We start from the raw sequence: 20,699 nt of genomic DNA, 5'->3' as shown, positions 1-20,699 counted from the left end.
TTTTTTAGAGTTATTATAATTAGGTTATGGAAGTTGAATCAGTAAAAAACAAAAGTTATTTCAGGAAAGCAGTAGAATGGTATTGCCACAGATACCTGTTCTGCGTTGTAGAAAGATCTTGGATGGCGTTAATAACGTTACTTCTCTTAGTATGTTTATTTTTATCATTACTAAACATATACCTATTACTTCCTGTTAAAAAAGATTTAAATTTTGTGAAGTACACGAACCACACAGAAGATGAGTTTTCTACAATACATAAACTTAGTTTTAGTAAAAAAGAAGATGAATACACTTCCATAGCAAGGTACTTGGTAAGTCAATACGTCGAAGCATACGAGTCCTCTCAGATCGTTGAATCAAAGTATCAAGAAAATTTTATAAAAAACAATTCTATATATAAAATCTATCAAGACTTTCAGGAAAAAGTAAACAATGAAGCTGTTTCATCCACAAAAAAAATTACCAACATAAACGTAACAACACTATCTATTGACCGATCGATCAAGGACTTAGTTAAATTTGCTGGAAATGCCACTGTACTTTTTGCAGCTGAGCAAAATAAGAAAATGAAAGACTATGCTGTGGAGGTTAGCTTTACTTTATCAAACATGAAAGCAACTCTAACTGGTATAATACCATTTAAATTTATTGTTAACGGCTATAAATACAGCTGATTACATTTAAAAAATTACTTGGTAGCTAAAAAAATAACTAAAGTGCATACAGCAGTAACAACTGGAGGTAAAATTAGAAGCATTGGTGTCTTTTTAATAAAATAATTTCTAGAAGGTTTTAAGAAAAAGGCATTGTAAATTATCGGTAAGAAGTATAGAGCGTTGAGTATAGTACTGACAATTAACACCAGAGCTACAAATACAGAAAGTGTTACATTACTAGAGTTAAAAACAGCTTGAAAAATGAAAAATTTGCTCCAAAAAGTCGGAGCAGGTGGTACCCCTATCATGGACAATGCACCTATAGTAAATGCTATCATACTAATTGGCATACTACGTCCTATACCGTGAATTCTATCTATGTATTTCTCACCTGTTTTCGTTATTATTGCTCCAGCAGTGAAAAATAAAGTGATTTTTGCAAATGCGTGGCAAACTAATTGAAAAATTGCAATCCTCATGCTAAATTCACTAAAAATTGAAGCGAACAATATAATATATGACAACTGAGAGATAGTAGAATAAGCAAGCAATTTCTTTAATTCCTTTTGCTTTAATGCAATTAACGATGCAGTAATAATAGTAAATCCAGCAGCGTACGGAAGCCATCCTCCAGCAAACCAACTTTGCTGTGCAAAACGTTGCATATTATCGATGCCAAAAGTGTATAATATAACTTTGATGATGATGAACACTCCTGATTTCACAACAGCAACAGCATGTAGTAGTGCGCTTACAGGAGTTGGTGCAACCATTGCTTTTGGCAACCAAAAATGCATTGGCATTAATGCAGCTTTTCCTATTCCATAAATCAGCATAGCAAAACACACTGCAATAAAAGTTATGAACGAAGTATCAAACTTGAATATTCCACCTCTTACAAAGTCTAAAGTATGGAATTCATTATATAAGAGACCTATTGCAGGAAAAAATAACACTAAAGAAGAGAAAAATAGTAAACCAAAGTAATAGCGTCCTGCAATTACTGATTCATTTGTTGAGTTGTGAGTAATCAGAGGGTATGTACTAATAGTTAGAAGCTCGTAAAAGACAAATGTAGTGAGCAAATCTCCAGAAAAAGCAATAAACATTGCACAGCTAATCGCTATTGAAAAAAAGCATAGAAAACTCGAGTAGTTACTATCAGCATAGTTATTTCGCATATAACATATTGCATATATACTGGTTAGTACCCACAAAAATGATATTAATAAACTGAATATTGCTCCACTAGACTCTAACTTTAAACTAATATGCAAATTATTACCAAAGTCCATGAGAATAAATTGAGAATGATCACCATACACCAAATATAAAGTGCATAGAGATGTATACGCAAATAGAAGCATAGAAGAAACAACAGTAATGCTATTGTTCACTCTGGGCCATTTACTAGTAAAAGAAATAGCTAATGCACTTAAAAGTGGGATCAACGCAGTAATTAACAAATAATTCTCAGTAATAAAAAGTGGCAAGGAAAGAGATATTAAAACAAAATCCATTAAGTAATTCATCTTTCTGTTTAGGTAAAGCTAAAATTATATTCAAGTTATAGAGAATTTGCTATTTTTTAGTTGTATATCGGAAATGTTAAATAAACCATACGCATCAAGTTAAGAAAAAGTGGCGTAAGGAAGAAAGGAAATAAGAAAAAACTATTTTATATATTAAGTAATAAGGTTAGTAATTTATAGATCTTTCTAAAAAATCATCTTATCCTAGATAAGAATTTCCTAAAAAATTCAACCACTATGGATTAAAATCCAAAGATTGAGAGAGAGCATAGAATGCTAACTTTCGACTTGAAAGTCACCAAATTTATCTTCTTTTTTAGAGTGATTTTCAATATAATTTTTTATCATTTCGTCAGTTACATTTCCGCTAGTCCTGACAAACTAGCCTACTGCCCACAACCCAATATCTCTTTTTTAGCTCTGGAAAGTTTTGCTGGATTTTTCTGGAACTTTTTCCTTTTATTAACTGCACTAACTTACTAATACTTAAGTATGGGGGTACAGAAACGTATACGTGTACATGACTTGACGCAACTCTACCTCTGATAATTTCTACTTGATTATTTGCACATACTTCTTGTACAACTTCTTTAGCTTTCTGTCCAATATCTCCAACTAGTACTGGATATCGATATTTTGTTATCCACACTATGTGATATATATACAGAGTGACTGCTTTTTCTATAATATTCCACATTCTTTCAGATTTTTCACCTTAAAATTATATTCTTAAAAGGATGGACTTCAAGTCCAGGGTTTTTCTCCCAAATTTGGGACAATAAATGTAACAAATAAAATGCCAATCTTAAATATTGCTATATTTTACGATAGCTAATTAATTTGGCACGTATGGTTTGTTAAACACTTCCAGAATTACTCACCGCTAAAGACTATATCTTTCTGTATAGTCTTTAAATGCACCTCTATTGGAGTCAAAATGTAGTTTCACACTGCCAATTGGCCCGTTTCTTTGTTTTGCAATGATCAGCTCTGCAATATTTCTAATTTTCTCCATTTTCTCTTGCCACTCTCGATGTTTATTACTTCCTTCATTTGGTTGCTTTCTTAATTCATAATATTCTTCTCTATAGAGGAACATTACTATATCCGCATCCTGTTCTATGCTTCCTGAATCACGTAAATCAGAAAGTTGTGGTTTTTTATCATCCCTTTGCTCAACAGAACGAGAGAGCTGTGATAGTGCAACAATGGGAATATTTAGTTCCTTTGCAATTGCTTTTAAACCCTGCGTCACTTCTGAGATTTCTTGCACTCTATTTTCACTACTCCTTTTTGTTGTTCCTCGAATTAATTGCAGATAATCGATAAATACCACCTCTACATTGTATAGCTGATATAGCAGTCGTATTCTGGTACGAAGGGCACTAATTGATAGAGCAGGAGTGTCATCTATAATGAAAGGTAATTCAGATAGTCCTGTACTAGCATTAATGAATTCATGTAATTCAAAATCACTAATTCTCCCAGTCATTGCCTTATAATAACCAATACCTGAATCTATGGTAATCAATCTTGCAGTCAATTGCTCTGCTGACATTTCAAGTGAGAAAAACGCTATGTAGTGTTGTTTGTCTGTTCTTTTTTGCAAAATCTTACAAGCATTAAGTGCGATGTTCAGTGCCAATGCTGTTTTTCCCATTGAGGGCCTTGCAGCTATAATTAACAGATCAGATTTCTGCAAACCACCAAGAAGCTGGTTTAGATCTTGAAGTCCGGTTGTAATACCTAGAGCCTCTGGATTATTTTTTAGCTTGCTAATCTTCTCAACCACATCTTTAATTGAACTTGCAAGCTTTATGTATGTTTTCTCACCTTGCTTTTTTACTGCTAAATTGAACAATTTTGTCATTGCTTGCTCAATTTGTACCTGTGCAGGATTTTCGATGTCATAGTTATAACTATCGTCAATTGTCTCTTGTCCGAGCTTGATTAAGCATCTTCTTAAATAAGTATCACGGATTATTCTGGTCAAGCTATAGATATCAAGAGCAATACTTGCCTTCGCTGCAAGCTTTGCTAGGTACTCAACTCCACCACATTCGGCAAATGCTTTATCATTTTCAAAAAACATCTTAAGGCTTAGTTCATTGGCAACTATGCCGTGTTTTCTGGTTTTAGATATCTGGGTAAAAATGCTTTGATGTAGTGGATCGTAGAAATTGTCTGCTGCAATTATATCTTCAACTGCATCACAAATTCTATTATCACGAATCATTGCACCAATGAGCATTTGCTCTGCTTCTAAATTATGTGGCAATTTACATATTTCTTCTCTTGAATTAATAAGGTTAACTAATTCATTCATTTTAAGTTTTTAGAGTAATGATTGATTATTGTAGAATATTCAATCTCGACTTAAAAGAGAAAAAATTTGACTAATCCTGTGTTGCTTATAGCATTAAAATAGGCCCCTGTGGTGGAATGGTAGACACGGCAGACTCAAAATCTGTTGCTTGCAAGAGCATGCTGGTTCAAGTCCGGCCAGGGGCACTCAAACATTGGAAAGTGCTTTATGTTACACAAGTTTTTTAATCGTTCATTTGCCATTCTTTCTTCTATAAATGCTATTCAAAGGATAAAGAAAGATGAAAATGGAATATGTTACGTAACGGGACTTAGACGCTATTTGTCAGTGCTGCTTGATTTAATCATCATCGTTTTATTTTTACAGTTTTGCGGTCAGGCCTTAAATCAACTCTTTATGAGCTCGGAGAGCAGTAAAATATTAGGCCAAATTGCTGCAAAATATCAAATGCAGGTGCCACTATCTGCAGAGGAAACAGCAATGCAGAGTAAACTAATAAAGTTACTAGTTCTAAATCAGATAGTTCAATTTATTATGCTTTTTAGTTATGTAGCATATATGTGGATAAGATTTGGCGCTACACCTGGAAAATTCTTACTTGGACTTAGAGTTGTGAATGCACAAACTTTTGAAAAATTGACTCTGAAACAAGCAACAAAGAGGTTTTTTTCCTTCATATTGTCAACTGCACCATTATTCTTGGGTTTCATATGGGCAAGTTTCGATAAACGCTGCCAAACTTGGCACGATAAGATTGCAAATACAGCAGTTGTCACAAACAAAAGTCTTAAGTGTGATAAAATGAACTAAATTCGTTTAAAATAAGAAAATTTTAATAGTTTTATTGATAAATTTGATCAAATGCTTAATTAATGATATACTAAAATAGTAGGTAAAAAATATGCCAAGTATTACTCATGATCAAAGTATGGATTCTATTAGCGATAGTATTGTACATATTGATGATAATGAAATAAAAGAATGCGTAATTGAGGCACTAGAACCATTTAAGAACGAATTAGAAGCTCAAAGTTTTGACCTTAATGGGCTAGGAACTTCTGACCTAGTTAAAGCATGGAAGAAGATAGAAGATTTTAAAGGTGCTGAGTTAAAGGATGCTTCTGACCTTGCTGATCTGATAAAAGGGCAAATTGCAGAATTTGATGAAGAAAAATTATGGAAAATGTGTACCTTTAGCAAAATTTCCTATGGTGATGTGGATAGAAAATTAGAGAAAGGTAAATACAAAACTAAAAGGAAGTTTGAAGAAGAAGGTTATCAGATTATAAGATTTTACGATAATGAACTTATTGAAGATAAATATTGCTCAGATGTTGATTATAAATTAGAGCAACACGATGTTGGCTATGCTTTAACTGGTAAAAATTCATATAATCGAGATGCTGGTTATATTTTTATTAAAGATAACGAAGTAGATATAGCTTACCATGGCACTCGTGATTTAAATGATGTGAAGGAAGATCTGCGTGCTTCTTTAACTAAGTTGCCATTTTTGTCTGGAGATAATTATGTTCACTCTGGTTTTTACTCTCTATTCAAACGTTCTTGGCCCAGCGTACATAAAATATTACAAGGGCATGCTAATGATAAAGGATTAGCAATCAAAGATTTAAAAATCAATGTTACAGGCCATAGCATGGGAGGTGCTCTTGCTAGTATAACTGCTTTATGTCTTAATAAAACAGAAGGTGCTGAAGATGTTCATGTTGCAACTTTTGGCTCTCCAAGAGTGTTCTACAATGGTGCTGCTGAAGTTTACAATGAGTGTCTTGGACATAATACTATTAGAGTAGCTTGTCAATCAGATCCGGTACCATGTTTGCCACATGGTAATGCTGGTATGCACTATAAACATGTAGGTAAACCATTAAAATTAGAAACAGGTAAAACTCTGGAGTATTTAGAACTACACTATCATAAAATCGATACCTATTATAACCTTATTGAGAAAATAGAGCAGGAAAAATTTAAATCGGATAGCGAAGCATCTAAGTATCGTCATATTGCTTATATTTGTGGCCTATTTTACCATGCAGTTTTGTCATATGTTGATGTGGATGATAAGGAATTCTTTGAAGAAGTCAGAGAAGAAAATGAAGGCATTAAGCTTTCTGAGATACCAATTCAACGTGCTCCAAATTTAGAAGAGGAATTTAGACAAGGAAAACAAAAAGTAGCTCAGCTTACTAATGAAAAAATTCAACTAGAGGGAAGGTTAAATAGTATACAACAAAGTTTGGTTGGAAAAACTAAAGAGTTAGATGATGAAAAAGGAAAATTAACACAAGAACAACAGAAGACTAATCAACTCAATGATCAAGTAGATAAACTTACTGCAGAATTTAAAGGGACAAAAGATCAGCTTGCAGAAAACAAAGCAGAGTTGGATGAGCAAATTAGCAAAGTAACTAGGCTTAACGGTACTGTAGAAAAACTTGAAGAAACAAATGCTGGATTAGAAAGAAAGAATAGTAATCTGACTAATCAACTGAAGAAGCTTGAGAAAGCAAAAACTAAGCTAGAAGAAAAGGTAGAATGTGCAGAAAAAGAGCTAAAGGATGCTAGAGCTCAATTCAGAGAGAGTGAGGGAGGGCTAAGGGAAGTAAAAGCTCAACTTGAACAGGAAAATAGTAATTTGTCTAGTCAAGCAAGGGAGCTTGAAAGGAAATGTGAGCAAACAGAAGTTCAACTTGTAGCATCAAAGCAAAAATTAGCTGAAGAAACTAGTAAAGTCATGCAACTTAGCAAAGAATCTAATGAAGCAAGAGCTCAGCTTGAAAAGAAGAAAAAAGAGATTGGAAGGCTAAAAGATCAAGTAGATCAAATGACTATACAAAACAATCAATTGGAAGGGCGGCTGGATGATGCAAAGCAAGGTCTAATTGATAAAACTGATGAAGTAACCCGATTAACACAGGTTGCTGATACGCTAAATGGTCGGGTAGCTCAATTGACTACACAAAATGATCAGTTGGAAGGGCAGCTGAATGATGCAAGACAATCGTTCGCTGATCAAATAATGCAACGCGAAAATGAAAATAACGACTTAAAGACAAAGCTGCAAGAAATTGAAAACAAAAGTGAAGTACTAGAGAAGAGTCTACAGAAGCAATTTGAAAGCAAGAATGAAGAGCTAAGTGAAAAATTCTTGAAAGCAAGAACTTACAGTAAAAGGCAAGGTAATTATGCTTCTGTTTCTTTTGTATTATCTGGAGCACTTGCTGTTGGTACAAGTCTAACAATTCTTCATTTAGCAATGTGTATTTCGCTTGCTGTAGCTGCATTAGCTTTTCTTACAGTAGGGTGTTACTGTTCTTATAAGGCAAATACCACATTTAACAATGTAGAAATCGAAAATTGTAGTTATAGAATAGCTGCTTAGATATTAAGTTAGTAATTTAAATACTCTTTATTGCTAGTTATTATGCCATCGCTTTAATTTGTTTGTGTTTTACTAAAAAAACTTTAGATTATACTTTATAATTGATACTAAAATATGATTTGGAGTTTATTGCAGACAGGCCAAAAGGAAGGCTATAAAATTGCGTATACCAATGCTCGTATTATTGACCCGGAAACTAAACTTGATATAAAAGGTTCATTGTTAACTGAAGGGGATAAAATTGTTGATTTTGGCGAATCGTTATTTTCAACAAGTGGGGTTGATGAAACAATAGACTGTAAAGGGCTTGTTCTAATGCCAGGCCTTATTGATATTCACGTGCATTTTCGTGAACCAGGTCAAGAGCATAAAGAAAATATACATACGGGTAGTAAATCTGCAGCTGCAGGAGGCGTTACAACTGTAGTTTGTCAGCCAAACACTGTTCCAGCGATTGATAGTGTTGTCTTGGCTCAGTATTTGAAATATAGAGCATTTGAAACTTCGCATGTGAATGTGGAATTTTACGCTAAAATCACCACTTCGGAAGAAAAATTAACTGAAATGGCACTCTTAAAGGAAGCAGGTGCAGTTGGTTTCACCGATGATGGTATGCCAGTTATGAATCCAATGATTATGAGACAGGCACTGCTTTATTCAAGTATGCTTGGTGTTCCTATTGCTCAACACGCAGAGGATTTAAATCTATCTGCTGGTGGCGCAATCAATGCAGGTAAAATTTCTGAAGAATTGGGAATAAAGGGAATCTTGAGTGCGTCAGAGTCGGTTATGGTAACTCGTGATATACTGCTAATGAAGGACATAGAAAATGTACACTACCATATTTTACATGTCTCTTCAAAAGATTCACTTGATGCTATTAAACGTGCAAAAGATTTGGGATTAAATGTTACATGTGAAGTAACTCCTCATCACTTTACTTTAACTGAAGATATAGTAAAACAACACGGAGCAATCGCAAAAATGAACCCGCCGCTTCGCACTGAAGAGGATCGTTTAGCTATGATTGAAGGTTTAAAGACAGGTGTGATTGATTGCATTGCAACCGATCATGCTCCGCATGATCTTAGTTCTAAAGATTTGCCACTTGAAAATGCTGCATTTGGTATTGTTGGCCTTGAAACAATGCTGCCCATTTCACTTGAACTATATCACAGTGGACAAATGGGTCTACTTGATGTGCTTGCAAAATTGACATATAAGCCTGCAGATATCATACATGTGCCACGTGGCCGCATACAGAAAAACCTTGCAGCGGACTTAATTTTAGTTGATTTGGATCATGAATGGAAAATTAAAGTTGACAACTTTGCTAGTAAATCAAAAAATTCCCCTTTCGATGGACGCAAAGTGAAAGGGCGCGTAATACGTACCGTTGTGTCTGGCAAAACTGTATATTTACAGAAGAATTAGTTATCATACAGTTGCGTTCTCAATTTCAATCAATTGTAAATATTCAATATAAGTGGTAAAATATAGCCACTGAATAAAAAATATATGCTAATTAGTACGACATCGGAGCTGGAGAATGCATGTGAAGAATTGATGGCAAAAGATCCAAAATTTATAGCAGTGGACACAGAGTTTATTAGAAACAATTTAACCTACTATCCTAGATTATCACTAATTCAAATTTCTTACGGAGAGAAGAGTTTTATTGTAGATGTGTTAGTACCGGGAATTGACTTATCGCTTATTAAGAAAATAATGCTGAATCGAGAAATAACCAAAGTTTTTCATAGTTGTCGGCAAGACATAGAATCCTTACTCACCGTGCTTAAATGTGTTCCTACTCCCATTTTTGATACCCAAGTTGCTGCTATGTTTTGTCATTATTATCACGACTTTATTGGTTATTCAAAAGTAGTAGAGCAATATCAGGGGGTAGCGCTGGATAAAATTAAAGCTAAAAATTCAGATTGGTTAAAACGGCCATTATCTGAGGATCAATTAGATTATGCAGTAAATGACGTGATACACCTATATGACCTACACCAAATATTGTGCAATAAACTTGAAGAAAATAATAGGATGGGCTGGTTTCAAGAAGAGATGGAATCAATAGTTGATGTCAATAAGTATTTGCATAATCCAAAAGATGCATGGAAGAGGATTAAATTTAATTATGAAGCAAATCCAAGGTTGATGTTAACTGTTAAAGCAGTTAGTGAGTGGCAAGAGACCTTAGCACAGCGTTACAATATAAATCGTAATAAGGTAGTCAATAATGCCGTAATAACTGGTTTAATTGAAAAAAACGTGGAACATATTGATGACATTTTAGATGACCTTAAGAGAAACACAAAAAATATAAAAGAGGAAGATTTATTAGAATTTATAGATATTTTCAATGAGAATGAGAAGGAATTTGTGCAGCAAAATTATACTCTGTCGGATAATTATGATAAATCTGTCTTTGATATACTCTCGATTATTTTAGAGAGCAAATGTAAGGAAAATAACATATCGAGAAAGTTAGTTTCGTCAAAAGATGAGTTAGCTGGATCAATATCTGGGAAGATAGATAAATTGTTCAAGGGATGGAGATATGATTTTTTCGGCAGATCAGTAGAATCGTTTTTGAATGCAGGCTCAAGGTTTGAAATTTTAATGGTAAAATCTGCTGATAGTACAGCTAAAATTCGGAGTAATCTTGTGGAGAATAACCGTATCACGTGTTGAGGTCTAACGAGTTTATTATATCTTTCACTTGAGAAAGAACATTTGCGCTGGTATCGATGATAAAGTCGCTCATTTGCTTTTTTTCTTCAATAGGGAGCTGAATACTAGACATTAGATCCAGCTTTTTTTTATCCATATTACGCTCACTAATCCTTTGAGCTTGCACAACGCTATCTGCATGGATAAAAACAATAAAATCGCAATACAAATGGAATCTCGTTTCCAGCAGGAGTGGAATGTCTAGAACTAGAAGTTTTCTGTTGTTTTCTTTCTCATGAGCAATAAAAAATTCTAATTCATTTTGCACAGCGGAATGTACTAAAGACTGGAATTGCTTCCAATTTTCATCATGTGCTAAAAAATATTTAGACAATACTGTTCTATCAATTTTTCCATTTACTACTACCCCAGGAAATTTTTCTTCTGCATAACTTATTATGTTTTTGTCCACTTTATAAAGCTGGTGTACGACAGAGTCAGCATCAAACAAAGCGGCACCAAATTCTTTAAAGCAATTGGCTACAAAGCTCTTTCCGACTGCAATTCCACCTGTTAGACCTATTATCATATATCAAAGACTTCTTAAAAAGAATATGTGTCGTAGCTGTTATGTCTACTTAAAACTGAATTTGTGTGCATTAAAAGAAAAGCTATTATTTTTTTAGCAATCAAGTAAAATAGAGTGAAAGATTAAGAGGAAATTTTGAAAAATAAGATAAAAAAGATAGCAATTTCAGGGAAGGAAGTATGGCCAATCATCGAGGGCGGCAAAGGCATTGCAGTCAGTGATGGAAGGTCAAGTGGAGCATTTGCTGCAGCAGATGCTGTTGGTACGTTTTCTGGTGCAAATGCTAAACTTATTGATGACAATGGTGAGTTGGTGCCGCTGATTTATAGAGGTAAAACAAGAAATGAAAAGCATGAGGAATTAATTAAGTATAGTATTGAGGCTGGAGTTAGTCAAGCAAAAATAGCGAATGAAATATCAAAGGGCCGTGGAAGAATACATATGAATGTGCTTTGGGAAATGGGAGCAGCAGAACAAGTCCTTCATGGCATATTAGAAAAAGCAAAAGGTTTAGTTCATGGCATCACTTGCGGTGCTGGTATGCCTTACAGGCTTGGAGAAATTGCAGCTAAATATCAAGTTTATTACTACCCTATTATCTCATCGGCGCGCGCTTTTAAAGCGTTGTGGAAACGTGCTTACCAAAAAATATCTTCTTTTTTACTTGGTGGAGTAGTATATGAGGATCCGTGGCTTGCTGGTGGTCACAATGGACTCAGTAATAGTGAAGACCCAGAATTACCGCAGGCTCCATTTGAAAGAGTTGCAGAGCTTAGATCTTTCATGAATGAGGTCGGTCTTTCTGAAACGCCAATTGTTATGGCGGGGGGAGTGTGGAATTTGAAGGATTGGGAACATTGGTTTGACAATTTACAAATCGGACCAATAGCTTTTCAGTTTGGCACTCGTCCACTTTTAACAAAAGAAAGTCCGATTTCTACAGAATGGAAAAAGAAGTTACTTACTTTAGAAGAAGGTGATGTATTTTTAAACAAATTTAGTCCAACAGGATTTTACTCATCTGCAGTAAGAAATAGCTTCATATATGAGCTACAGGAACGAAATTCACGTCAAATGAAATTTTCAGAAAATGTGAGTGGAGAGTTTAATAATGAATTTGCAATGGGTAGCAGAGGTAGAAAGATTTACCTCACTGCAAAAGACAAAGAGCTAGCAAATGCATGGATTAAAGCAGGGTATACAGAGGTAATGAAAACTCCAGATACAACTGTTATTTTTGTGACGCCAGGCAAATTTGCGGAAATAAGACAAGATCAAATTAATTGCATGGGATGTTTGAGCCATTGTCTGTTTAGCAATTGGAAAGATCATGGTGACCATTCAACAGGGCGAAAGCCAGATCCACGGAGTTTCTGTATACAAAAGACACTGCAAAACATTGTACATGACGGCAATGTTGAAAATGAACTCATGTTTTCTGGGCACAATGTGTACAAATTTAAGCAAGACCCATTTTATAAAAATGGTTGCATACCGACAGTAAAAGAATTGGTAGATAGAATATTGGTTGGTTTATGACTAACTTGACAAGAAGACATTATTCTATATAATTTATAGTAATAATTGTTTATTAATTTAATCTTAATTTGAGGGGAATATCTATGCGCGATAGTGTTTTAAAAAGGTACGCACTTGCCTATATAAAAGAAAATGGCAGTGATAAGAATGTTCAAGAATTTTTACGTTCTCGTGGTATGCAAAATATTGAGAACTGGAGTGATAAAAATTTTGAAAATGCGTATAAGGAATTTAGGCGCTATAACCCAACTAATGAACACAATATAGGAAGTGATCGACGTGATAGTAGGCAACAACCTACAAGCCCTCAGGTTACACACGTACATGTACACAATAATAGAGGTTTAGATTTTTGGGATTATTTACTACTTAGCAACCTGTTTAGTGGTCATACTACAGTGATAAATAACCTTGGTTCCGGTAGCAGTAACCAGCCATGCAGAGAAGATAAGAAAAAAGACGCAGAAGACAACAGGAAATTATTAGCTTTAGGGATAGTAGCTGTAGTTACGTGTGTTGCTTTCCATGCTTTAATGTGTGTTTGGTACAACAGCAGCGAAAAAACGGCTAGAAAATCAGAAAAGGTAGATTACCTGGATAATAAACTTAAAATGTTCAGAAATATAGAATTTGCAGTTGGTGCAATTTCTTTAGCAGCTTTGGTAGGTTGCGCTATTAACCCAGTCTTACCAGTTTGGGGTTTAGTCATTCTTGGTATTAATTCTCTTGTATGTTTTGCTGGTGGTGTGGCTTTTCATATGAAACATGAGAAAGAGTCAGAAAATATTAAGAAGGCTGAAGAAGCGGTAATTAACTATCATAAATCAGAACCTGGATATGATTTGGGAGATTCTTCTAATCTTGAACCACCACCTCCTTACTCTCCTCAAGATCCTAATACTGCTTCAAGTGCTCCTTCTTATGATGGCACACCTGGGTATGCATTTGGTGATCCTAATGCGACACAACAGTTTGGAGGTTGTGCTGCTAAACCATAAGTTACTAATCGAGAATACCGCTGCAACGCGCAGCGGTATAATGGATTTTCAGATTGCTTGTCTGGTAGGATATGTATTGATTTTTATTACTAGTGCAGATACGATAAAGCTTTAAACTAGTACAAAATGGAGCAATTTGAGAGCTTTTACATCACTACGCCAATATATTACGTAAACGACAAGCCACATATCGGCCACGCATATACTTCCCTTATCTGTGATGTTACAGCTAGATTTATGAAATTAGCTGGAAAGAACGTCAAATTTACTACTGGTACAGATGAACATGGACAAAAAATTGAAAAAGCAGCTAAAACAAAGGGAATAGAGCCAAAAGAATTTACAGATGAAATAAGTGTTACGTTCAGAAAATTAGCTGAGCTAATGAACTTTAATTCTGATGATTTTATCCGCACCACAGAAGAACGTCATGAACAAGCAGTTATAGCTCTATGGAATAGGCTTGAAGAGAGAGGGCAAATATATCTGGATTCTTACTCAGGTTGGTATTCAGTTCGTGACGAAGCGTTTTATCAGGAATCAGAGTTGATAGATGGCAGAGCACCAACAGGCGCTGAAGTTCAGTGGATAAAAGAAGAGAGCTACTTTTTTCGTTTGTCAAGTTGGCAAAATAAATTACTAGAGTTATACGAAAATCATCCGAATTTCATCTTTCCTGAGAGCAGAAAAAACGAGGTGGTATCGTTTGTAAAATCAGGACTTACTAACCTTTCGATTTCTCGTACTAGTTTTAATTGGGGAATAAAAGTACCAGGGAATGACAAGCACGTAATTTATGTTTGGATAGATGCGCTCACTAACTATCTCACGTCAATAGGCTTTCCTAATATAGAAGATGAGGAATATAAGAAGTTTTGGACAAACTCCTTCAACATTCATGTGATCGGTAAAGACATATTGCGTTTTCACGCTGTATACTGGCCAGCTATTCTTCTTGCAGCAGATTTACCACTGCCAAAGCAAATTGCAGTTCATGGTTGGTGGCTAAACGAGGGGGAAAAAATATCCAAATCCCTTGGTAACGTTATAGATCCAATTAATCTTGCAGAAGAGTTTGGTGTTGATCAACTACGCTATTTTCTCCTTCGGGAAGCAAGTTTCGGTCAAGATGGTAATTTCAGTAAGAAGAACATGATCAGCCGCATAAACTCAGAGCTGGCAAACAATATAGGCAATTTAGTGCAAAGAACAATTTCATTTCTGCACAAGCAATGCTTTGGAGTTGTACCAGTGGTCGATCGCAATTTGCTTAAAGATGATGAGAGTTTACCAAATTGCAAAGCCATAATTGATCAAGTAATGGATCATCTATCAAAGTATGAATTTAACCAGATTATACTCCTGATTATCAATATCTCTTCCAAGGCCAATGCTTACATAGATAAAAGTGCACCCTGGACACTCAGTAAAACCGATAGAGAGCGCATGAATTTAGTGATTTATAAATTACTCGAATATATCAGAATAATTGGTATTTTATTGCAGCCAATTGTTCCAAAGTCAGCAGAAATAATACTTGACCAATTACAGACTCCAAAAGAACAACGTGATTTAAAATCTCTGTGCAACGCATGTGTAAGCTTAGGTGTTACATTACCTAAGCCTACGCCGATTTTTTTGAGGTTTGATATTTAAAGAACCCTTAGTAAACCAGGCTGAATTGGTCGTTGTGTAGTTAATTTGCTTAGTTCAACAGAATCAACAAAGGTACCTTGCTGTTTTGATGTGTTTATACCGTTGTCTACTTTGGAAGAAATGACTTTATTTTTGTTTTGATCAAGCTGCTTTATGATCTCGGCTACAGGAGGATTTGATGAATCTTCTACCTCACCTGGTTTTGTTGAAGAAGAAGCTGAATATGGATAATTATCCCTATTCTTCATTTTCTCTTGTTTTATATTATCACACTGAAAAGACATAGAATCTTGGGATGTATCCCACTCTTCATCATCAGATACATTACTACTATTGCTCAATAAATTATTACTAGGGCTATTTAGTAATGGATTTTCACTGGACATTATATTCTTTAATACTATTGGTAAGTTTAGCGGTTTTACGGGTTTCTTTAGCTCTTTATTGGACGTGTTATTTGGTTCTATAAGTGATTCTTCCAAACTACAAAGAGAATCATCTTGTTTGTCTAAGGAATCTAGCTCTTCATCTTGAAAACCACTTTTATTTCTTTGCTTTAGAACTTTGCTTTTCAAACCCTCATTCATATAATTTCCTTGTTGAATACTCTCACTATTGTTTTGCTCTTTGTCAGTTTTTTGATTTTCAACTTTCCTTATTTGATGTACTTCTTTGTTTCGCGATTGTACGTCGCTCTCTTGCTTTTCAGCAACACTTTCCTCCTCTTGTTTTTGAGGTATTTTTAAACCATCCTTTGGAACTGGCTTCAAAATAACACCTTTTCTTATCTGTTCAAGCAGATCAGAACGATCATGCTTAGATTCATTAGCCTTTTTCGGTGCACCATTCTTAGGTTTCTCCGTATACTTGGAAGCTGTAGGAGGAGGCGGCGGAGATGGTAGTGGTGCAGCATTTTGTGGCAATGGAGGAGGTGGTGGAGGTAGTAGTGGTACAATGGGTATTCCAGACATTACTGGAAATGATGGTGTAGGAGTATTGCTATGTTCAAGTCCTTTTGCTTTCTGTAAATCTTGTGATTGTTTTCTACCAGGATCAACTCCTTTCTCGCTGTTTATTGCAGAAAGGTATGAATAGATAAGATATGCAGCTAAGCTCAACATAACCGATGCAGAAACAAAAGCAATAACTGCAGAAGAAACTGGCACTGCAGCACTACTTAATACTGCTGAAATGATAAAATACGTGCATACTCCAGCTACAGGACCGGATGTACACAATAACAAAATAGCAATTGAATATTTTAAGGCAGTTGCCTTTTTTTGTTCTGCTACAGATGACTTTTGATTTTCACTATCAGAGTGTACACCATTATGTTGTTCAGTCATAGGTTTTTTCGGCACACCCTGTTTAGTATTGCTTCTATCATTTTTAGTTTTGTCACTCGCATTATCTTCTTCTTTATGACTGAGCGCTATTTCTGGTTTCTGGATTCTTAACATGAGTACTATTCTTGCTTCCTTCATCTGCATTTTTGCTATCCACATTATTTTTTTCTTGTATTTTCTTAAATAGTGGATTTTCTGCAAAATTAAGAGATGATTGTTGAACAGGACTCTTAGATTGACCTTTTTTTGGTTCAGTGCGACTGCTAATTCCTGATGTAGCCAAATTAGAAGGTTTTTTATTATCCTGTGGAGGTGTCCAATTCTTTAAACCTTCGAGTGGTAAAGGAGGTGGTGGTGGAACTGATGCAGGTATTTTATTATTAGATGAATCAGTAGTAGGAATTTCTCTTCCTTATTATTAATATAATGTTATTAACAATTAAATTATTAGTACTTGTTAATAATTTTTGAGTAAGTTAACATTAAGATAATAAAATAAAAAGGAAAGAGAGAGGAGCAGTCTTCTAAGAAGAAATAGAAGCTATCTTAAACCTCAAGTCATCACTTTTTTACCACAGCACATCATCGATGTTTTGGTATAGAGTAATCAGAATCATAAAAATAGCTTAGTGTTAGATATTTTTATGATAACCTCTCTTAAACAATTGATATTTTACAGTGTTTTTGGTAAAATAATAGCTTAAGGCTTAGAATAAAAGTTTATGAGTGAAGCACAAGGTCCAAATATTGCAGAATGGCAGGCACAGCAGCAACACCAGGAAGCCGCTAGTGAGAAAAGTGGTTTCGGTCTTGGTCATAGTGACTCTGTTGCAACAATTGTGGATGGAATGAAGTGGATGTTCAACTTTCATGAAGGAGCAATTGCTGCTTATAATAATGTGTTTGAAGGTTTGGTAAGTGGTAGCAGTCTAGTAACGTTATTTGGGAAATCAGGTAATATGTTTGGCATAAAATTTCTTGAAAGTCTTGCTGAATATTTTTCAGGTGGAGGTGGAGAAGATATGCCATCAGAAGGAATGGGTATGGACTACGGTGATGAGGGGCATCATCCGGATGATTATCCCCACTCTAACAATGAAATAGCTCAAAGTGCTGATACTTGTGATGAAAAATAGATCAGCAAATTTTCAATCAACAACAGCTAAAGACCTTTCTGCAACGTTGATTTCTCTTATATCTGTAACTTCGTCATTCTGATTAAACGAAATTTGCAGAGACTTACTACTGTACTTCCTTTTTCCCAAGAAGTTAGCTTGTTTAATTTTATATGAGACATAGTACCAAACATTTTCGTCGAACTTTGATACTAGTGTTGGCGATCCTAAAGTATGAACCACTTTTTCTCTATCATCACCTACTTGTATTTTGCTCCACAGTTCAATATTAATGCCAGGAACTCCGTGATTGTGAATAGTGTGAGTGCAGCTCACTGTAAATAATAAAATAAAAGATATTAATACTCGCATTTCGTCAATTAATTATTTGAAATCATAATACACTGATAAACTATCTGTCGTCAAATTTCAAAAAAGTTAAATTGACTGATTCTCAATATCATTTAATATAATATTTACTTCAAAATAATTAGGTACCTTATGTCATTGCTAGAAGCAGATCCAATATACAAGCCTTTTAATTATCCTTGGGCATATGATGCATGGTTGCAGCAACAAAGGATACACTGGATACCTGAAGAAGTTCCGCTTGCTGATGATGTGAAAGATTGGAAAACTAAACTTTCGAATGTAGAGAAAAATTTATTGACCCAGATTTTTAGGTTTTTTACTCAAGCAGATATTGAAGTAAATAACTGCTATATGAGGCATTATTCAAATATATTTAAGCCAACAGAAATATGTATGATGCTTGCAAGCTTTTCCAATATGGAGACTATACACATTGCAGCCTATTCATACCTTCTAGATACGATTGGCATGCCAGAAAGTGAATATCAAGCATTCTTAAAATATGATGCTATGAGAAAGAAGTATGAATATATGTTAGAATTTGAGGAAAGTAAAAAGCAAGATAAAAAACATGTTGCTAAAACTTTAGCAGTATTTGGTGCCTTCACTGAAGGATTGCAGTTATTTGCATCATTTGCAATTTTGCTCAATTTTCAACGGTTTGGAAAAATGAAAGGTATGGGGCAAATAATTGCTTGGTCAGCACGTGACGAAACCTTGCACACCAATTCAATTATCAATTTGTTCAATACGTTTATTAAAGAGAATAATGAAATTTGGAATGACGAGTTCAAAGAAGAATTATATTCTGCATGTCACACTATTGTTGAACTTGAAGATGAATTTATAAGTCTTGCTTTTGATTTAGGAGATGTTGAAGGGCTATCTGCAGAGGAAGTGCGCAATTATATACGTTACATAGCAAACAGAAGGTTAACGCAATTAGGTCTTAAATCTATATATAATGTTAAAGATAACCCTATTCCGTGGCTTGATGAAATACTAAATGGCGTGGAACATACAAATTTCTTTGAAAATAGAGTAACAGAGTATAGCCGTGCAGCAACTCAAGGCACTTGGGAGGAAGCTTTTGCTAAAAACTATACAAAAAGTGAATAGCAGTAACTTCGGTTCTGTCGCATTTGTAGGGAAGTAGAAAAAAGAATGATATAATTGTCTAAAAATAAAGCAAAGATGTTTCGTATCAATCAAAAATTATTGCCATCCTTCAAAGGATTTAGCTTTTCAGCGATGTTATCTGTATACATGAAATGTCGATTCTCTTTGAGCTATCGAGATTTGGAAGAAATTATGAGTATAAGGGGAGCAAAAATTGACCATGCTACGTTACAAAGTGGGTTATCACCACTGATAGATTAGGCAGTAAGGAAAAGAAAGAAGCAGGTTGGTAGTAGTTGGAGAGACCTACATTAAATTAAACGGTAAATGGGTTTATTTATATAGAGCACTATTGGTAATACTGTAGACTTCCTCTTGTGTGTTAGTAGAGACAAGTCTGCAGCACTTGCATTCTTTCGTAAAGCCTTCAGGAGTAACTATCTTCCTGAGAAAATTGTCATTGATAAAAGCGGCAGTAATACTGCTGCTCTTGATGATTTGAATGCAGAAATTTCTGAAGATTATAGAATCACAGTTCTTCAAATAAAATATCTAAATAATATTGTTGAGAGGTTTATCAAGAAGCGAATAAAGCCTATGCTTAGTTTTAAAAATTTTCATTCCGCAAAGATTACTATTACAGGTATAGAAAATATTCGCATGATTCAGAAAAAACAAATTATCGGAGCTAATGACAATGTTTCTACTTTTGAGAATTTTGCTATGTTAATGGCTCTATAACTCCTATAATCCCAGCTTTAATGATCTTCTTTTCTATGGTTTATAGATGCAACAGAACCAGATAGGTTGCTGTGTAAAAATTTGGGAAATGTTTTTGTTAGTATTAAAAATTACATAATGTGTATTATGGAAAATATAAGAAACACAAGCTTTCAGCAAGAGAAAATGCAATTTTTGCTCTTCTCAAACAGCATAAAAAAGTGCCTGTTGAACCTCCAGATTAATGCTCAAAAATGTTCAATTGATACTTTAAAAGTATTACTTTAAAAATACCTAAAGTATCACTTCAAAAGCACTTAAAAATTTTATCTTTTAGGAAAAATTTTCCAAGACTACCCCCTTATTGGCTTTTGTTAGAAAAATATTAAAACTATAACCAAATATGTAATCTTTTATATGATTGTATTAGCTTAGCTCCCTTAATGGTTGTTTCTTTTTTTTTTAAAATATTAAAATAAATATAACTTTTCAGAGTTATCCACAGTTTTTTTATTCTCAATTATATATTAGTATTTGGAGATCATATTTATTATAAATCTCCAAAGTACTCAGAAATGTAAAATTATATACTCTACTAGGTTATCAACTTAGTTATTAACAATTCTGTGAATAACTTAAACAA

Annotated in this window: 15 protein-coding genes, 1 tRNA gene and 3 pseudogenes; 13 read left to right on the top strand and 6 right to left on the bottom strand. The window is 34.5% G+C overall.

Going from position 1 to position 20,699, the window contains the following annotated elements; all coding sequences use genetic code 11:
- The first annotated feature begins 26 nt into the window (after nucleotides 1–26).
- The gene (locus AAGE00_RS04100; protein ID WP_007302720.1) at nucleotides 27–677 is read left to right on the top strand and encodes a VirB8/TrbF family protein; all 651 of its coding nucleotides are present in this window, start codon (nucleotides 27–29) and stop codon (nucleotides 675–677) included.
- 14 nt (nucleotides 678–691) lie between these two features.
- On the opposite strand, the gene AAGE00_RS04095 is transcribed toward AAGE00_RS04100, so the two are convergent.
- The 3 genes and pseudogenes from AAGE00_RS04095 to AAGE00_RS04085 form a co-directional block, all read right to left on the bottom strand.
- Complete coding sequence (locus tag AAGE00_RS04095) at nucleotides 692–2,191, bottom strand: proton-conducting transporter membrane subunit (RefSeq protein WP_372436128.1); 1,500 nt, start codon at nucleotides 2,189–2,191, stop codon at nucleotides 692–694.
- Between the two features lie 276 nt (nucleotides 2,192–2,467).
- Nucleotides 2,468–2,886, bottom strand: a pseudogene (gene tnpA / locus AAGE00_RS04090) (IS200/IS605 family transposase).
- A gap of 188 nt (nucleotides 2,887–3,074) precedes the next feature.
- Nucleotides 3,075–4,517, bottom strand: a complete 1,443-nt coding sequence (locus tag AAGE00_RS04085; protein ID WP_213863715.1) for a replicative DNA helicase — start codon at nucleotides 4,515–4,517, stop codon at nucleotides 3,075–3,077.
- A 102-nt stretch (nucleotides 4,518–4,619) separates the two neighbouring features.
- On the opposite strand from AAGE00_RS04085, the gene AAGE00_RS04080 reads away from it, so the two are divergent.
- The 5 genes from AAGE00_RS04080 to AAGE00_RS04060 all read left to right on the top strand — a co-directional run bounded on the left by AAGE00_RS04080 (nucleotide 4,620) and on the right by AAGE00_RS04060 (nucleotide 10,623).
- Nucleotides 4,620–4,702 (top strand) — tRNA-Leu (locus AAGE00_RS04080).
- 22 nt (nucleotides 4,703–4,724) lie between these two features.
- Entirely contained in the window at nucleotides 4,725–5,327 is a 603-nt protein-coding gene (locus AAGE00_RS04075) for an RDD family protein (RefSeq protein WP_007302723.1), read from the top strand.
- Between the two features lie 91 nt (nucleotides 5,328–5,418).
- Entirely contained in the window at nucleotides 5,419–7,920 is a 2,502-nt protein-coding gene (locus AAGE00_RS04070; RefSeq protein WP_213863714.1) for a lipase family protein, read from the top strand.
- Nucleotides 7,921–8,034: 114 nt separating this feature from the next.
- Nucleotides 8,035–9,354, top strand: coding sequence for a dihydroorotase (locus tag AAGE00_RS04065; RefSeq protein ID WP_213863713.1), 1,320 nt, complete (start codon nucleotides 8,035–8,037; stop codon nucleotides 9,352–9,354).
- An 84-nt stretch (nucleotides 9,355–9,438) separates the two neighbouring features.
- The gene (locus tag AAGE00_RS04060; RefSeq protein WP_012481740.1) at nucleotides 9,439–10,623 is read left to right on the top strand and encodes a ribonuclease D; all 1,185 of its coding nucleotides are present in this window, start codon (nucleotides 9,439–9,441) and stop codon (nucleotides 10,621–10,623) included.
- On the opposite strand, the gene coaE is transcribed toward AAGE00_RS04060, so the two are convergent.
- On the bottom strand, nucleotides 10,613–11,191 hold the full coding sequence (gene coaE / locus AAGE00_RS04055) for a dephospho-CoA kinase (protein WP_007302729.1): 579 nt from the start codon (nucleotides 11,189–11,191) through the stop codon (nucleotides 10,613–10,615). The genes AAGE00_RS04060 and coaE overlap by 11 nt on opposite strands.
- Before the next feature lie 135 nt (nucleotides 11,192–11,326).
- Between coaE and AAGE00_RS04050 the strand changes: the two genes are divergently transcribed.
- The 3 genes from AAGE00_RS04050 (at nucleotide 11,327) to metG (ending at nucleotide 15,384) form a co-directional block, all read left to right on the top strand.
- Nucleotides 11,327–12,730: an NAD(P)H-dependent flavin oxidoreductase gene (locus tag AAGE00_RS04050; protein ID WP_052264766.1), complete on the top strand. Its 1,404-nt coding sequence runs from the start codon at nucleotides 11,327–11,329 to the stop codon at nucleotides 12,728–12,730.
- Nucleotides 12,731–12,813: 83 nt separating this feature from the next.
- On the top strand, nucleotides 12,814–13,728 hold the full coding sequence (locus AAGE00_RS04045) for a hypothetical protein (RefSeq protein ID WP_096097170.1): 915 nt from the start codon (nucleotides 12,814–12,816) through the stop codon (nucleotides 13,726–13,728).
- Between the two features lie 126 nt (nucleotides 13,729–13,854).
- Nucleotides 13,855–15,384, top strand: a complete 1,530-nt coding sequence (gene metG / locus AAGE00_RS04040) for a methionine--tRNA ligase (protein WP_213863712.1) — start codon at nucleotides 13,855–13,857, stop codon at nucleotides 15,382–15,384.
- Here metG and AAGE00_RS04035 read toward each other — a convergent pair.
- A complete protein-coding gene (locus tag AAGE00_RS04035; RefSeq protein ID WP_246485285.1) occupies nucleotides 15,381–16,889 on the bottom strand; it encodes a WH2 domain-containing protein in 1,509 nt (502 codons plus the stop codon). The genes metG and AAGE00_RS04035 overlap by 4 nt on opposite strands.
- 95 nt (nucleotides 16,890–16,984) lie before the next feature.
- On the opposite strand from AAGE00_RS04035, the gene AAGE00_RS04030 reads away from it, so the two are divergent.
- Together AAGE00_RS04030 and AAGE00_RS04025 are read left to right on the top strand one after the other, a co-directional pair.
- Nucleotides 16,985–17,152, top strand: a complete 168-nt coding sequence (locus AAGE00_RS04030; protein ID WP_246485284.1) for a hypothetical protein — start codon at nucleotides 16,985–16,987, stop codon at nucleotides 17,150–17,152.
- Between the two features lie 300 nt (nucleotides 17,153–17,452).
- A pseudogene (locus tag AAGE00_RS04025) lies at nucleotides 17,453–17,848 on the top strand (hypothetical protein); the annotation flags it as partial.
- A gap of 30 nt (nucleotides 17,849–17,878) precedes the next feature.
- Here the strand turns inward: AAGE00_RS04025 and AAGE00_RS04020 are convergent.
- Nucleotides 17,879–18,217, bottom strand: a complete 339-nt coding sequence (locus AAGE00_RS04020) for an outer membrane protein assembly factor BamE (RefSeq protein ID WP_007302809.1) — start codon at nucleotides 18,215–18,217, stop codon at nucleotides 17,879–17,881.
- A gap of 129 nt (nucleotides 18,218–18,346) precedes the next feature.
- On the opposite strand from AAGE00_RS04020, the gene AAGE00_RS04015 reads away from it, so the two are divergent.
- Both AAGE00_RS04015 and AAGE00_RS04010 read left to right on the top strand, forming a co-directional pair.
- Nucleotides 18,347–19,336, top strand: a complete 990-nt coding sequence (locus AAGE00_RS04015) for a ribonucleotide-diphosphate reductase subunit beta (RefSeq protein ID WP_213863688.1) — start codon at nucleotides 18,347–18,349, stop codon at nucleotides 19,334–19,336.
- Nucleotides 19,337–19,411: 75 nt separating this feature from the next.
- Nucleotides 19,412–20,077 (top strand): annotated as a pseudogene (locus AAGE00_RS04010) (IS6 family transposase).
- The last annotated feature ends 622 nt before the right edge of the window (nucleotides 20,078–20,699 follow it).

It is taken from the genome of Wolbachia endosymbiont (group B) of Aricia artaxerxes (assembly GCF_964026975.1).
In the GTDB taxonomy this organism is placed as follows: domain Bacteria; phylum Pseudomonadota; class Alphaproteobacteria; order Rickettsiales; family Anaplasmataceae; genus Wolbachia.
This window is presented reverse-complemented; position numbering and strand designations above follow the sequence as displayed.

Excerpts from the sequence above, each read along its gene's own strand:
- AAGE00_RS04100 (WP_007302720.1), top strand. The coding sequence starts at position 27 with ATGGAAGTTGAATCAGTAAAAAACAAAAGTTATTTCAGGAAAGCAGTA.
- AAGE00_RS04070 (WP_213863714.1), top strand. The coding sequence starts at position 5,419 with ATGCCAAGTATTACTCATGATCAAAGTATGGATTCTATTAGCGATAGT.
- metG (WP_213863712.1), top strand. The coding sequence starts at position 13,855 with ATGGAGCAATTTGAGAGCTTTTACATCACTACGCCAATATATTACGTA.
- AAGE00_RS04095 (WP_372436128.1), bottom strand. The coding sequence starts at position 2,191 with ATGAATTACTTAATGGATTTTGTTTTAATATCTCTTTCCTTGCCACTT.
- AAGE00_RS04035 (WP_246485285.1), bottom strand. The coding sequence starts at position 16,889 with ATGTGGATAGCAAAAATGCAGATGAAGGAAGCAAGAATAGTACTCATG.
- AAGE00_RS04015 (WP_213863688.1), top strand. The coding sequence starts at position 18,347 with ATGTCATTGCTAGAAGCAGATCCAATATACAAGCCTTTTAATTATCCT.
- coaE (WP_007302729.1), bottom strand. The coding sequence starts at position 11,191 with ATGATAATAGGTCTAACAGGTGGAATTGCAGTCGGAAAGAGCTTTGTA.
- AAGE00_RS04060 (WP_012481740.1), top strand. The coding sequence starts at position 9,439 with ATGCTAATTAGTACGACATCGGAGCTGGAGAATGCATGTGAAGAATTG.
- AAGE00_RS04020 (WP_007302809.1), bottom strand. The coding sequence starts at position 18,217 with ATGCGAGTATTAATATCTTTTATTTTATTATTTACAGTGAGCTGCACT.
- AAGE00_RS04045 (WP_096097170.1), top strand. The coding sequence starts at position 12,814 with ATGCGCGATAGTGTTTTAAAAAGGTACGCACTTGCCTATATAAAAGAA.
- AAGE00_RS04085 (WP_213863715.1), bottom strand. The coding sequence starts at position 4,517 with ATGAATGAATTAGTTAACCTTATTAATTCAAGAGAAGAAATATGTAAA.
- AAGE00_RS04065 (WP_213863713.1), top strand. The coding sequence starts at position 8,035 with ATGATTTGGAGTTTATTGCAGACAGGCCAAAAGGAAGGCTATAAAATT.
- AAGE00_RS04075 (WP_007302723.1), top strand. The coding sequence starts at position 4,725 with ATGTTACACAAGTTTTTTAATCGTTCATTTGCCATTCTTTCTTCTATA.